Source organism: Rhodopseudomonas sp. (assembly GCF_036404135.1).
In the GTDB taxonomy this organism is placed as follows: Bacteria; Pseudomonadota; Alphaproteobacteria; order Rhizobiales; family Xanthobacteraceae; genus Rhodopseudomonas_A.
Genome location: NZ_DASWPE010000097.1, coordinates 13,030 through 25,603 on the forward strand (window position 1 = coordinate 13,030; position 12,574 = coordinate 25,603).

The 12,574-nt window shown below is 65.5% G+C and carries 12 protein-coding genes; 2 read left to right on the top strand and 10 right to left on the bottom strand.

Annotated elements, in window-relative coordinates; genetic code table 11:
- Positions 1 to 60 precede the first annotated feature (60 nt).
- The 8 genes from ccoP to VGC77_RS11510 form a co-directional block, all read right to left on the bottom strand.
- Entirely contained in the window at positions 61 to 942 is an 882-nt protein-coding gene (gene ccoP, locus VGC77_RS11475; protein WP_331171693.1) for a cytochrome-c oxidase, cbb3-type subunit III, read from the bottom strand.
- Between the two features lie 6 nt (positions 943 to 948).
- Positions 949 to 1,113, bottom strand: a complete 165-nt coding sequence (locus tag VGC77_RS11480; protein ID WP_331171694.1) for a cbb3-type cytochrome c oxidase subunit 3 — start codon at positions 1,111 to 1,113, stop codon at positions 949 to 951.
- Between the two features lie 9 nt (positions 1,114 to 1,122).
- Complete coding sequence (gene ccoO / locus VGC77_RS11485) at positions 1,123 to 1,860, bottom strand: cytochrome-c oxidase, cbb3-type subunit II (RefSeq protein WP_331171695.1); 738 nt, start codon at positions 1,858 to 1,860, stop codon at positions 1,123 to 1,125.
- An 11-nt stretch (positions 1,861 to 1,871) separates the two neighbouring features.
- Positions 1,872 to 3,521 (bottom strand): cytochrome-c oxidase, cbb3-type subunit I, encoded by a 1,650-nt coding sequence (gene ccoN / locus VGC77_RS11490; protein ID WP_331171696.1) that lies wholly within the window; start codon positions 3,519 to 3,521, stop codon positions 1,872 to 1,874.
- Positions 3,522 to 3,777: 256 nt separating this feature from the next.
- Positions 3,778 to 4,698: a 2-dehydropantoate 2-reductase gene (gene panE / locus VGC77_RS11495; RefSeq protein ID WP_331171697.1), complete on the bottom strand. Its 921-nt coding sequence runs from the start codon at positions 4,696 to 4,698 to the stop codon at positions 3,778 to 3,780.
- 70 nt (positions 4,699 to 4,768) lie between these two features.
- Positions 4,769 to 5,506 (bottom strand): SDR family oxidoreductase, encoded by a 738-nt coding sequence (locus VGC77_RS11500; RefSeq protein WP_331171698.1) that lies wholly within the window; start codon positions 5,504 to 5,506, stop codon positions 4,769 to 4,771.
- An 86-nt stretch (positions 5,507 to 5,592) separates the two neighbouring features.
- Positions 5,593 to 6,195, bottom strand: coding sequence for a 2-hydroxychromene-2-carboxylate isomerase (locus VGC77_RS11505; protein WP_331171699.1), 603 nt, complete (start codon positions 6,193 to 6,195; stop codon positions 5,593 to 5,595).
- A gap of 74 nt (positions 6,196 to 6,269) precedes the next feature.
- Positions 6,270 to 6,908, bottom strand: coding sequence for a DUF2239 family protein (locus VGC77_RS11510; RefSeq protein WP_331171700.1), 639 nt, complete (start codon positions 6,906 to 6,908; stop codon positions 6,270 to 6,272).
- Between the two features lie 141 nt (positions 6,909 to 7,049).
- On the opposite strand from VGC77_RS11510, the gene VGC77_RS11515 reads away from it, so the two are divergent.
- Complete coding sequence (locus VGC77_RS11515) at positions 7,050 to 7,718, top strand: glutathione S-transferase (protein WP_331171701.1); 669 nt, start codon at positions 7,050 to 7,052, stop codon at positions 7,716 to 7,718.
- Between the two features lie 195 nt (positions 7,719 to 7,913).
- On the opposite strand, the gene VGC77_RS11520 is transcribed toward VGC77_RS11515, so the two are convergent.
- Positions 7,914 to 8,807 carry an NAD(P)-dependent oxidoreductase gene (locus VGC77_RS11520; RefSeq protein WP_331171702.1) on the bottom strand — a complete coding sequence of 298 codons (894 nt, stop codon included), beginning with the start codon at positions 8,805 to 8,807 and terminating at the stop codon, positions 7,914 to 7,916.
- A gap of 411 nt (positions 8,808 to 9,218) precedes the next feature.
- Entirely contained in the window at positions 9,219 to 11,000 is a 1,782-nt protein-coding gene (gene ggt, locus VGC77_RS11525) for a gamma-glutamyltransferase (RefSeq protein ID WP_331171703.1), read from the bottom strand.
- 60 nt (positions 11,001 to 11,060) lie between these two features.
- On the opposite strand from ggt, the gene VGC77_RS11530 reads away from it, so the two are divergent.
- Entirely contained in the window at positions 11,061 to 12,449 is a 1,389-nt protein-coding gene (locus tag VGC77_RS11530; protein ID WP_331171704.1) for an MFS transporter, read from the top strand.
- Positions 12,450 to 12,574: the final 125 nt, after the last annotated feature.

Genomic DNA, 12,574 nt, shown 5'->3' on the forward strand with positions numbered 1-12,574 from the left:
CGAAATTGATTAACCTCAAGTGTTGGCTCGCATTATGGCGCGGGTCGAAACCCAGCGCTTTTACTTGCCGCCACCCAGGGAATGTACGTAGACCGCCATCGCCTTGATCGTTCCCGCATCCAGCCGGTCGATCCAGGCCGGCATCACGCCGGCGCGACCGTTGGTGATGGTCTCGATGATGGTGGCCTCTTCGGAACCGTACAGCCAGATCCGGTCGGTCAAGTTCGGCGCGCCGATCTCCTGATTGCCCTTGGCGTCTTCGCCGTGACAGACTACGCAGTTTTCGGCGAAGATCTTGCCGCCGGCGGCGACATCGACGCCGGGCCGGGTCGGCAGGCCGGACAGCGACCGCACGTAGTTGGCGACGGTGACGATTTCGTCCGGCTTCAGCACGCCCTCCTTGCCGAACGCCAGCATCTGGCCCTCATGCGCCTCGGGATGGCCGTTGCGGGCGCCGTATTTCAGCGTCTGCTCGATCTGCTCCAGGGTGCCGCCCCACAGCCAGTCGTCATCGTTGAGGTTGGGGAACCCCTTCGACCCGGCGGCGCCGCTGCCATGGCAGGCGGCGCAATTATCGCCGAACACCGCCTTGCCCTTGGCGCGAGCCAGGGCGAACATGCCGGGGTCCTTTTCGATATCGGCCAGCGGCGCGGTGGCCAGCGCCGCCATCTTGTCGCCGCGGATCTGTTCGAGCTTGGCGAGTTCAACAGCCACTTCGGCGCGCGACGAGTAGTTGAACCAACCCGTGGTGTAGCTCTGCACCAGCGGCCAGGCCGGATACACCGCCCAATAGGCGAACGACCAGATGATGGTGGCATAGAAGGTCAGCACCCACCAGCGCGGCAGCGGCGTGTTGAGTTCCTCGATGCCATCCCATTCGTGGCCGGTGGTGGTCTTGCCGGTGACCTCGTCGAAATTTCCGTGCTTGTCGTGCTCAGCCATGATCCATCATTCCTCTCGCAGCGGCATGCTGGCAGCCGCGTCGAATTTCGACTTGTTCCGAGGCCAAAGCGCGTAAGTCACGATGGCGATGAAGATGGCGATGAACAGCGGGGTCCAAAGCGTCAGCACGAAATCCGAAACCCAGTTGTCGGTGGAGACGATCGCGTTCATGTCCGTGCCTCAGCGAAGGTTGGCTTTTTCATTGTACAGCTTGAAGTCGACCAGCGTTCCCAGCATCTGCAGATAGGAAATCAGCGCGTCGAGTTCGGTCGGATTGCCGTCCTTGCCGTCGAAATTGCGCACCACGGCCTTGGGATAGCGTTTCAACAGCTCGGCGGCCTCCGGGCTGTCCGGATTGACCTGCGCCTTCATGTCGGCGCTGGCGCTGGCGATCTCTTCGTCGGTATAGGGCACGCCGACGATGCGGTTGGTGCGCAGATGATCGGCGATGTGATCGGTGTCGACTTCGGTGCGCGCCAGGAAGGCGTAGCTCGGCATCACCGACTGCGGCACGATCGAGCGCGGATCCTTCAGATGGGCGACGTGCCAATCGTCGGAATATTTGCCGCCGACCCGCGCCAGATCCGGCCCGGTGCGCTTCGATCCCCACTGGAACGGGTGGTCGTACATGCTCTCGGCGGCGAGCGAGAAGTGCCCGAACCGCTCCACCTCGTCGCGCAGCGGACGGATCATCTGCGAGTGGCACAGATAGCAGCCCTCGCGGACGTAGATGTTGCGTCCGGCGAGTTCGAGCGGGGTATAAGGCCTGATGCCGTCGACCTTTTCGATGGTGCTCTTGAGGTAGAACAGCGGGGTGATTTCGACGAGGCCGCCGATCGCCACCACCGCCAGAATCCCGACGATCAGCACGATGGAGTTTTTCTCGAAGATCTTGTGACGATCCCAGAATGTTGTCATCGCAAGGTTCCTTATTCGGCTGCCTGAAGCGCAACGCTCGGCTGCGTTTCCGATGACTCGCCGGTACGGACCGTCATCCAGAGGTTATAGGCCATAATCAGCGCGCCGCAGAGGAACAAGCCGCCGCCGGCGGCGCGGATCATGTAGAACGGATGCATCGCTTCCACGCTTTCGATGAAGGAATATTCCAGGAAGCCGAGCGAAGTGTAGGCGCGCCACATCAGGCCCTGCAGAATTCCCGACACCCACATCGCCGAGATGTAGAGCACGATGCCGAGCGTCGCTATCCAGAAGTGCCAGTTGACCAGCTTCAGCGAGTACAGCTGCTTCCGGTTCCAGACCCACGGCACCAGGCAGTACAGGGCGCCGAACGAGACGAAGCCGACCCAGCCGAGCGCGCCCGAGTGGACGTGACCGACGGTCCAGTCGGTGTAGTGGCTGAGCGAATTGACGACCTTGATCGCCATCATCGGGCCTTCGAAGGTCGACATGCCGTAGAACGCCACCGAAACCACCAGCATGCGCAGCACCGGATCGGTGCGCAGCTTGTCCCAGGCGCCCGACAGCGTCATCAGGCCGTTGATCATGCCGCCCCAGGACGGCATCCACAGCATGATCGAGAACGTCATGCCGAGCGTCTGGGTCCAGTCCGGCAGCGCGGTGTAGTGCAGGTGATGCGGGCCGGCCCAGATGTAGAGGAAGATCAGCGCCCAGAAGTGGATGATCGACAGCCGGTAGGAATAGATCGGCCGCTCGGCGCGCTTCGGGATGAAGTAGTACATGATGGCGAGGAAGCCGGCGGTGAGGAAGAAGCCGACCGCGTTATGGCCGTACCACCACTGGAACATGGCGTCCTGCACGCCGCCCCAGGCGATGTAGGATTTCGAGCCGAAGAACGACACCGGCACAGCGGGGTTGTTGCCCAGATGCAGCACAGCGATGGTGATGATGAAGGCGAGGTAGAACCAGTTCGCCACGAAGATGTGCGGTTCCTTGCGCTTCACCAGCGTCATCAGGAACACCAGGAGATAGGTGACCCAGACCACGGTGAGCAGCGCGTCGGAATACCATTCCGGCTCGGCGTATTCCTTGGACTGGGTGACGCCCAACAGATAGCCGGTGCCGGCGATCAGGATGAAGACGTTGTAGCCGATCACCACGAACCACGGCGCCAGATCGCCGGCGAGCCGCACCCGCGAGGTCTTCTGCACCACGTAGAACGAGGTCGCCAACAGCACGTTGCCGCCGAATGCGAACACCACCGCTGAGGTGTGCAGCGGCCGCAGCCGGCCGAAATTGACCCATTGGGCGACATTGAGCCCGGGGAACGCCAGTTCGAGGGCGATGTAGAGGCCGACCGCGAAGCCGGCGATGCCCCAGAACATCGCCATGAAAGAACAGAATTTCACCGGGCCGAAATTGTAATTCGGCACGCCGTTGATTTCCTGCGGCGGCGGGGCCGCCGGCCGGCCGGAATAGCGGGTGGCGATGGCGAACACCGCCCAGGCGCTGATCGCGGCGCCGATGGCGGCGTGGAAGGCGAAGGCGGCGTCCTGCGCTTTGATCACGGCGAGGACACAAAAGGCCGCCATCACGGTGAACAGGGCCAGCATGCCCCCTTCGCCGATGGTTATCCGTTTGGAAGTCAGGGCCTGGTTCATCGTTTGGTTCTTTTTCAAGGCGGGGATCTGGGGTCACCAACCCGAGTTTCATGGCACTCGGTTTGATCGAAATCAAATTGCTCGAATGTTGGGCAACGACGCACAACTCATCCGAGAAATGCTGGAACTTGCCAAATTCTCCTGCAATTGCAGAGAGTTTCTAAGTTCGCCACGCGAACTGACGGCATTTGATATGATCTATATCAAATCTTTCGACCAAAGTCTTATGCTGCAGCGCAACTTTTCGGCGTGTCACTCAGCGCCGCTGCAACTGATAGGCTTGGAGATGCGTGAAGATGACACGCAGTCGCGGTAACGGCGTCTTGGCGGCGTCGCCGCGGGCGATCAGATCGCCGATCACGTGCTCCGATTCGATCGCCGCCCCGGCCTGGATGTCGCGGAACATCGACGCGGTCAGCGGCGATCCGGCCGCCGTCACCATGCCGCGGGTGCGCTCCAGGAACGGCCCGCGCGGCGGATAGCCTGCGGCTTCGGCCACCGCGGTGCATTCGTCGAGCACGCCGAGGATGAAATCGGCGCCGCCGGCCGCCGCCAGCACGATCCCGACCGGCGCCCGCATCGCGCTGGTGACCCCGGCGAGCGTCGCCAGAAACACCCACTTTTCCCACATCTCCTGCAGGATGGCGGGCGAGGCGTGGACCTCGAACATCGCCCCCGACAGCACCGCGCCGATCGCCGCGGCTCGCGCCGACATCGCGCCGTCGCGCTCGCCGAAGGTGATGGAATGCATCGGTGCGAGCTGCACCACCTGGCGCTGGACATTCAGCGTCGCCGCCACCACGCATTGCCCGCCGAGCACCCGCTCGGCGCCGAATTTGTGCTCCAGCACGTCGAGATGCGCCATGCCGTTGAGCAGCGGCAGGATCGCGGTGTCGGGCCCGACCGCCGGCGCGAACGAGGCGATGGCGTCGTCGAGATCGAACGCCTTGCAGCTCAGCAGGATCAGATCGAACGGCTGTTTCAGATCGGTCGCCAGCACGGTCGGCGGATCGGGCAGCGTGACGTCGCCGAGCGGGCTTTTGATCACCAGGCCATCGGCTTTCAGTTCGGCGGCGCGCTTGGGCCGCACCAGGAAGGTGACGTCGCGCCCGGCCTGCAACAGCCGTCCACCGAAATAGCCGCCGATCGCCCCGGCGCCGACCACGAGAATGCGCATTGTCAGAATCCTTTGTTGTCTTCGCGCGGCGTTTGTTCAGCCGCGGGTTCGGCGAACCAAGGCGACCGCCCTACCACTTCTCGCCGAACGGCCGGATCACCATCTCGAAGCTCCAAGCGCTTCTCGGCTGCTGATAGAGCTGCCAATACGACGAAGCGACCGACGCCGGCGGCATCAACAGGTCGGGATTGTCCAGTGCCGCCTTGCCCCACAATTGTTCGCGGCGCTCGCGCACCCAGGCGGTGTCGACGCCGGAATCGATCACCAGATGCGCGACATGGATGTTCTTCGGTCCCAATTCGCGCGCCATCGCCTGCGCCACCGCGCGCAACCCGAATTTGGCGGAGGCAAAGGCGGCAAAGCCCGAGCCGCCGCGCAAGGAAGCGGTGGCGCCGGTGAAGAAGATGTTGCCCTGCCCGCGCGGCAGCATCAGCCGCGCGGCTTCGCGGCCGGCCAGAAACCCGGCCCAGCAGGCCATTTCCCAGACCTTGCGGAACACCCGGTCGGTGGTGTCGAGAATCGGAAAATTGACGTTGGCGCCGACGTTGAAAATGCAGACCTCAAGCGGCGCGTGGGCGTCGGCTGCGTCGAGGAAGGCCGCCACCTGATCCGCCTCGCGCGCATCCAGCGAGTGCGCCACGATGGCGCCGCCGGCGGCTTCGATCTCCTCGACCAGGGGCGCGAGCTTGGCGCCGTCACGCCGCCCGGCGAACACGGTAAACCCCTCCGCGGCGAATTTCCTGGCGATCTCGGCGCCGATGTAGTCGCCGGCGCCGATCACCGCGACGGTGGCGTTGCGTGGCTGCATGGGCGTCTCCTCACTCATCGATGAAGGGATTGCGGCGAAATCGGCTGGACAAGAGCGCCACCACGCGCACGTCGTGTCCTCGGCAACTACCCATACATCTCCTCGACCTCGCGCAATTGCTCCTTGCCGAAGAACATCTCGTCGCCGACGAAGAAGGTCGGCGCGCCGAACGCGCCGCGCTCCACCGCGCGCTGGGTATTATCGATCAGCCTGGCCTTGACCTCCGGCTGCTGGGCACGGGCGAACAGCGTCGCGGCATCGAGCCCCGACGCGGTCAGCGCCTGCAACGCCACTTCGGGGTCGTCCATCTTCTTCGGCTCGGCCCAGACGTGGAAGAACGCGGCGTCGACATAGGTCTCGAACACCCCCAGCAGCTCGGCCGCCACCGCGGCGCGCATCAAGTTCAGCGTGTTGATCGGAAAATGCGGATTCCAGACATAGGGCTTGACGTGGTAGCGCCGCACGAAGCGCCGGGTCTCCAGCTGGTAGAATTTGGGCTTGTTCTTGATGCCGGCCAGCGTTTCGACCGGCGAGCGGTTGTTGGTGGCCTTGAAGATGCCGCCGAGCAGCACCGGCACGTAGTCGAATTTGACGCCGATCCGGGCTTCTATCTCCGGGATCGCCTGATGCGCCAGGAACGCGTTGGGGCTGCCGACATCGAACAGGAATTGCGGCGCAGGCTGGCTCATGGCGCGTTCCTCGTTGGCCGGCACGGCCGTGGTCCGGCCGCGCCTTTTATATGATTATTATCATTTCAAGCAAGCTAGCGGTTTGCCGCCGCGGGATCAACCGATACGGGCGCGGTCGGCGGACGATCGAACGCGGCGGCGGCGAGCCTGCGGGCGTGGTCGCGCACGTCCGCAGGCCATTCCGCGGTCCAGCGCGCGAAGCGGTCGGCGTCGCCGGCGAACAGCGCGCGGGCCACTTCCTCGTAATGCGGCTTGTTCTCGCCGAGCGCGGCGATAAAGCGGTAGGCGGATTCCTGGGCGTGGCGAATCCGGTCCTTGTCCTTGTTGGCGTGGCGGGCCTCGTCGATCAACCGCCGCAGCGCCACCGAGGCGCCGCCGCGCTGCCCGGCGAGCCATTCCCAATGCCGCGGCAGCAGCGTGACCTCGCGCGCCACCACGCCGAGCTTGGGCCGGCCCGGGCCGCGCGCGGCGGCGGCCTCTGGCTGCGGATCGGGCGCGACCGCGGCCGGCGCCGGCAGGCGGGCTAGCACGTCATCGATCGAGCCGCGGATATCGAACTGGATCAGCTCGCTGGATGTGGCGTCGAAGATCAGCAGCGAGCTATCGCCTTGATCGAGCAGAGGTTTGGTCAATCGCGCAACGGCGCTGAGCGCGCCCTCGGCGATTTGGCGGTCGTCGTGGAAGGCGACGCAAGGGGTGGCGGATGTGAACATGACGATCTCCTATGTTGCCGAGATATTTACCCGGGTAAATTAGTCCTGTCAATATCACCCGGGTAATATATCACATGGACCGCGCTCGACTTTGCGCGAGCCGGCTGGCAGGGAGGACAAGGTCATGCAAAGGGGATCGCCATGCTCACGGTTCACCACCTCAACAATTCACGCTCGCAGCGGGTGCTGTGGCTGTTGGAAGAACTCGGCGTGCCATACGAGATCGTGCGCTATCAGCGGCAGCCGGACATGCTGGCGCCGCCGGAATTGCGCGCCGTGCATCCGCTCGGCAAGTCGCCGGTGATCACCGACAACGGCAACACCATCGCCGAATCCGGCGCGATCATCGAATACATCGTCGGCACCTATGGCGACGGCCGGCTGATCCCGCCGCCGAACACGCCGGAGCGGCTGCGCTACACCTACTGGCTGCATTACGCCGAGGGCTCGGCGATGCCGCCCTTGCTGCTGAAGCTGTTGTTCACGATGATCCCGGCGCGCGCGCCGGCGCTGCTGCGGCCCCTGGTGCGGATGATCACCACGCCGGTGCTGACCAGCTTCATCGAGCCGCAGCTGAAGCAGCACATGGCGTTCTGGGAAAGCGAACTCGGCAAAAGCGAATGGTTCGCCGGCAATGACTTCACCGCCGCCGACGTGCAGATGAGCTTTCCGCTGGAGGCGGCCTCGTCGCGCGGCGGGCTCGACGGCAAGTATCCGAAGACGCTGGCGCTGCTCGAGCGCATCCACGCCCGCCCGGCCTATGCCCGCGCGCTGGAAAAGGGTGGGCCGTATAGCATCGGCAAGGCGTGATCCGAGCCGGTCAAGAACCAAAGCCGTCACCCTGAGGAGCCCGGCGTCGCTCGCAGAGCGAGGCCGGGCGTCTCGAAGGGCGCCGGCGCGTTAGTTACGGCGACGCTCCCCCGCCGCCATCCTTCGAGACGCCGCGCGAAGACGCGCGGCCCTCAGGATGACGGCGAAGGCAGGAAGCGTTAGACGAGGCGAGCGCTATCCCTTCGCCGCCGCATCGACAGAAGGCAGCGGCCTCACGTTGACGCCGGGCGGCGGCACGTCGTCGTCCGGCACGAAGAAATCCGACATCAACGGCACGCTCGGATCGACCCGGTAGCGCTCGAAATCGCTGACGCCCGCTTCATACAGCACCTTGTCGTCGATGCAGAACTGCCCGGTGAAGTCGCGCGACGGCTTGAGAAAGATCTGGTAGGCGGCGTCGCCCATGATCTCGGGCGTGCGGCTGGCGCGCATCATGGCGTCGCCGCCCAACAGATTGTCGACCGCGGCGGTGGCGATGGTGGTGCGCGGCCACAGCGCGTTGACGGCGATGCCGGCGCGGCGCTGCTCGCCGGACAGCCCCAGCACGCACAGGCTCATGCCGAACTTGGCCAGCGTGTAGGCGGTGGAATGCTCGAACCACTTCTGCTTCATTTCGAGCGGCGGCGACAGCATCAGGATGTGCGGATTGTCGGCCTTCTTCAGATGCGGGATGCAATATTTCGACACCATGAAGGTGCCGCGGGTGTTGATCCCCATCATCAGGTCGAACCGCTTCATGTCGGTCATCTGCGAATTGGTCAGACTGATCGCAGAGGCATTGTTGACGCAGATGTCGAGCCCGCCGAATTCGGCCACGGTTTTGTCGATCGCGGCAATCACCTGGGCCTCGTCGCGGATGTCGCACAGGATCGGCAGCGCCTGGCCACCGGCGGCGCGCACCTCTTCGGCGGCGGTATAAATCGTTCCGGCAAGCTTGGGATGCGGCTCGGCGGTCTTGGCGGCGATCGCCACATTGGCGCCGTCGCGCGCCGCGCGCAGCGCGATCGCAAGCCCGATGCCGCGGCTGCCGCCGGAAATGAACAGCGTCTTGCCCTTCAGTGATGCCATGTTTCGTCCCTGCTGTCGGCGCCTTGGGCGCGTGTTTGACAGCTTCGCTGTAATTCGAAATCAGTCCAGCGCCAAGCGCCGCCTAATCCCTCCCCCCGCAAGCGCAGGCGATCGGACATGGATTTTCGCAGGCCATTGCCTCGCAGCTCTCTTCACCCTCCCCTGGAGGGGGAGGGTCGGCGGTGACCGCGCGAAGCGCGGTGCGCGCCGGGGTGGGGTGAGCAGCGTGCACGACGGATGAATTCTTCGCCACCCCACCCCGCTCGCTGTGCGAGCGACCCTCCCCCTCCAGGGGAGGGTGATCCTCGCAGCAACCGCCAACTTTCATATGCGATTGCCCTGCCCGCAAGCGGGAGAGGGGCGCGCTGCCGGCGCGGCGGCTGAGCGGATGATCTTGATGAAGGCCCGGCGCTACTCCGCCACGGCCGCCGCCCCGCGCGTCCGCGGGTCGGCGGCGCCGCGGACGCCGTCCTTGGCCACGAAAATCGAATTCGCCGAGGTCTGCCCGAGCGGCGCCACCACGACGTGGCCCCTGGCGCGCAGCGCGGCGATCACCGGCTCGGCAAAACCCTGCTCGATCCGCACCTCGTCGGGCAGCCATTGCTGGTGCAGCCGCGGCGCCGCCACCGCCGCGGCGATATCCATATCGTAATCCAGCACGTCGACGATCACCTGCAGCACCGTGGAAATGATCCGGCTGCCGCCGGGCGAGCCGGTGACCAGCACGACGCGGCCGTCCTTCAACACCAGCGTCGGCGACATCGACGACAGCGGCCGCTTGCCCGGCCCCGGCAGATTGGCCTCGAAGCCGACCAGCCCGAACGCATTGGCGGCGCCGGGCGCCGCGGTGAAATCGTCGAGTTCGTTGTTCAAGAGAACGCCGGTGCCATCGGCGATGAGGCCGAGCCCGTAGCTGAAATTCAGCGTGTAAGTGTTGCTGACCGCGTTGCCGTCGGCGTCGACCACCGAGAAATGCGTGGTGTTGTCGCCTTCATGCGGCGGCAGCGCCGGCAGGGCTTCGGTCCACGGCGTGGCGCGCTGCGGATCGATGCCGGCGCGCTGCTTGGCCGCATAGTCCTTCGACAATAGCGCCTTAAGCGGCGCGTCGACGAAGGCCGGATCGCCGAGATAGCGCGCGCGGTCGGCATAGCCGCGCTTCATCGCCTCGATAAGCAGATGCAGCGAGGCGGCGGAGCCCTGCGGGATCTCGCGCAGCGTGAAGCCCTCGAGAATGTTCAGCGTCTCGATCAGCACGGTGCCGCCGGACGACGGCAGCGGCATTGCCACGATGTCGTAGCCGCGATAGGTCCCGCGCAACGGCGCGCGGATCACCGGCTGATAGGCCTTCAGATCGTCGGCGGTGATCAGCCCGCCGGCGTCATGAATGCCGCGCGCCAGCTTCTCCGCGACCGCGCCCTGATAGAAGCCGCGCGCGCCTTGGTCGGCGATCGCACCGAGCGTCGCGGCGAGATCGCGCTGCACCAACAGGTCACCGCCTTGCAGCGACGCGCCGTCCGCCCGCGCAAAGATTTTTTGCGTCGCCGGCCAGCGCGACAGCCGCGCGTGCCACTCCGGCAGCGTATCGGCGGTGTCGTCGGCAATCAGGAATCCATCGCGCGCCAGCGCGATCGCGGGCTGCAAAATCTCCGCCAAGGTGAATTTGCCGGAGCCGTATTTCGCAAGCGCCAGCGACAGCCCGGCGACGGTGCCGGGCACGCCGATGCCGAGCGCGGAATCCCGCGACTTCGCGGGATCCGGCTTGCCGTCAGGCCCAAGAAACATGTCGCGGCTGGCCGCCGCCGGGGCGGTCTCGCGATAATCCAGCGCGACGTCCTCACCGCCGGCGCGGTGGATCACCATGAAGCCGCCGCCGCCGAGATTTCCGGCGCGGGGATAGGTGACGGCCATCGCAAAGCCGGTGGCGACCGCGGCGTCGACCGCGTTGCCGCCCTTCGCCAGCAAGTCACGGCCGATCGCGGCGGCGCGTCGTTCCTGCGCCACCACCATGCCACGCGCGCCGGCCACGGCCTGCGCGGCGGTCACCCGCATCGCGCCGCGGCCGTCCTGCGCCGGCGCGTTGCCACAGCCCAGCGCCAGCAGCGCCGTCACCACCACGCCACGCAGCAGCGCCACAATGCCTGCCGATCGCCGCCGACTTAATCTCACCACGAACACCGTCTCATTGCGCAGCATGCTATATTGATTTCGATGCGATAGGCAAAAGCTCGACCATCATTCGGGAGGAACTTGGGCATGGCGGACAGCCTCGTCGCCGGCGCGCCCCGCGCCGCCATCGCGTCGCGCTATCCGCGGCGCTCCGCGGTGATCGGCTGGATCCTGTTCGACTGGGCGGCACAGCCTTATTTCACGCTGATCACCACCTTCATCTTCGCGCCGTATTTCACCACCTTCGTCGCTGCCGATCCGGCGCAGGGCCAATCGCTGTGGGGCTTCGCCACCGGCTCCGCTGGGCTGATCATCGCGCTGGCCTCGCCGGTGCTGGGCGCGATTGCGGACGCCTCGGGCCGGCGCAAGCCGTGGATCTTCGGCTTCGGCGCGCTGCTCGTCATCGGCTCCTGCGCGATGTGGTTCGGCCGCCCCGGCGACGACAGCGTGATCCTGCCGCTCTTGATCGCCTATGGCGTGGCGACGATCGGCGTCGAATTCGCCACCGTGTTCAACAACGCGATGATGCCGCATCTGGTGCCGCCGGAGCAGATCGGCCGGCTCTCCGGCACCGGCTGGGCCACCGGCTATGTCGGCGGCATTCTGTCGCTCGTTCTGGTGCTGGGATTTCTCGCCGGCAGTCCGGACACCGGGCGCACGCTGTTCGGCCTTTCGCCGTGGTTCGGGCTCGATCCTGTGACGCATCAGGGCGACCGCATCACCGGGCCGCTCACCGGGATCTGGTTCGTGATCTTCGTGCTGCCGATGTTTTTGCTGACGCCGGATTTTCCGGCTAAGCGCAAGCCGGGCGCCGCGGTGCGCGAGGGCCTGCGCGAGCTTCGGCAGACGCTACGCGAATTGCCGAAGCACCGCTCGATGGCGATGTTCCTGCTCGCCAACATGATCTACACCGACGGCCTCGTCTCGCTGTTCGCGTTCGGCGGCATCTACGCCGCCGGCACCTTCGGTTGGCACACGCTGCAGATCGGCAGCTTCGGCATTCTATTGGCGATCGCCGCCACCTTCGGCGCCTATCTCGGCGGCAAGCTCGACGACGCGCTGGGGCCGAAGCGGGTGATCGCCGGCAGCATGCTGTTGCTGCTCACCGCAGTGCTCGGCATCCTCTTGGTCGAGCGGGATTCCATCCTGTTCATGCCAGTGACGCCGCCGCAGCCCGGCGGCGCGTTGTTCGCCGCTCCCGCCGAGCGCGCTTATCTCTTGCTCGGCTGCCTGATCGGCATCGCCGGCGGACCCTTGCAGGCTGCGTCGCGCTCGCTGTTGATCCACATGGCGCCGAAAGACCGCATCGCGCAGTTCTTCGGGCTGTTCGCGCTGACTGGAAAAGTCACCTCGTTCATCGGCCCGATGCTGATCGGCGCGGTCACGGCGATCACGGCGAGCCAGAAAGCCGGAATGGCGGTGCTGGTGCTGTTTTTTGTCGGCGGGCTGGCGTTGTTGGCGAAGGTGCGGGGTTAGTTCGGCGCACAGCGCCGCTTCCCACTCCGCGGTCATCGCCCGGCTCGACCGGGCGACCCAGTATTCCAGAGCGCCTATTGTTGAACTCTGACTCTCTGCGATACTGGGTCACCCGCTTTCGCGGG

Excerpts from the sequence above, each read along its gene's own strand:
- ccoP (WP_331171693.1), bottom strand. The coding sequence starts at position 942 with ATGGCTGAGCACGACAAGCACGGAAATTTCGACGAGGTCACCGGCAAG.
- VGC77_RS11480 (WP_331171694.1), bottom strand. The coding sequence starts at position 1,113 with ATGAACGCGATCGTCTCCACCGACAACTGGGTTTCGGATTTCGTGCTG.
- ccoO (WP_331171695.1), bottom strand. The coding sequence starts at position 1,860 with ATGACAACATTCTGGGATCGTCACAAGATCTTCGAGAAAAACTCCATC.
- ccoN (WP_331171696.1), bottom strand. The coding sequence starts at position 3,521 with ATGAACCAGGCCCTGACTTCCAAACGGATAACCATCGGCGAAGGGGGC.
- panE (WP_331171697.1), bottom strand. The coding sequence starts at position 4,698 with ATGCGCATTCTCGTGGTCGGCGCCGGGGCGATCGGCGGCTATTTCGGT.
- VGC77_RS11500 (WP_331171698.1), bottom strand. The coding sequence starts at position 5,506 with ATGCAGCCACGCAACGCCACCGTCGCGGTGATCGGCGCCGGCGACTAC.
- VGC77_RS11505 (WP_331171699.1), bottom strand. The coding sequence starts at position 6,195 with ATGAGCCAGCCTGCGCCGCAATTCCTGTTCGATGTCGGCAGCCCCAAC.
- VGC77_RS11510 (WP_331171700.1), bottom strand. The coding sequence starts at position 6,908 with ATGTTCACATCCGCCACCCCTTGCGTCGCCTTCCACGACGACCGCCAA.
- VGC77_RS11515 (WP_331171701.1), top strand. The coding sequence starts at position 7,050 with ATGCTCACGGTTCACCACCTCAACAATTCACGCTCGCAGCGGGTGCTG.
- VGC77_RS11520 (WP_331171702.1), bottom strand. The coding sequence starts at position 8,807 with ATGGCATCACTGAAGGGCAAGACGCTGTTCATTTCCGGCGGCAGCCGC.
- ggt (WP_331171703.1), bottom strand. The coding sequence starts at position 11,000 with ATGCTGCGCAATGAGACGGTGTTCGTGGTGAGATTAAGTCGGCGGCGA.
- VGC77_RS11530 (WP_331171704.1), top strand. The coding sequence starts at position 11,061 with ATGGCGGACAGCCTCGTCGCCGGCGCGCCCCGCGCCGCCATCGCGTCG.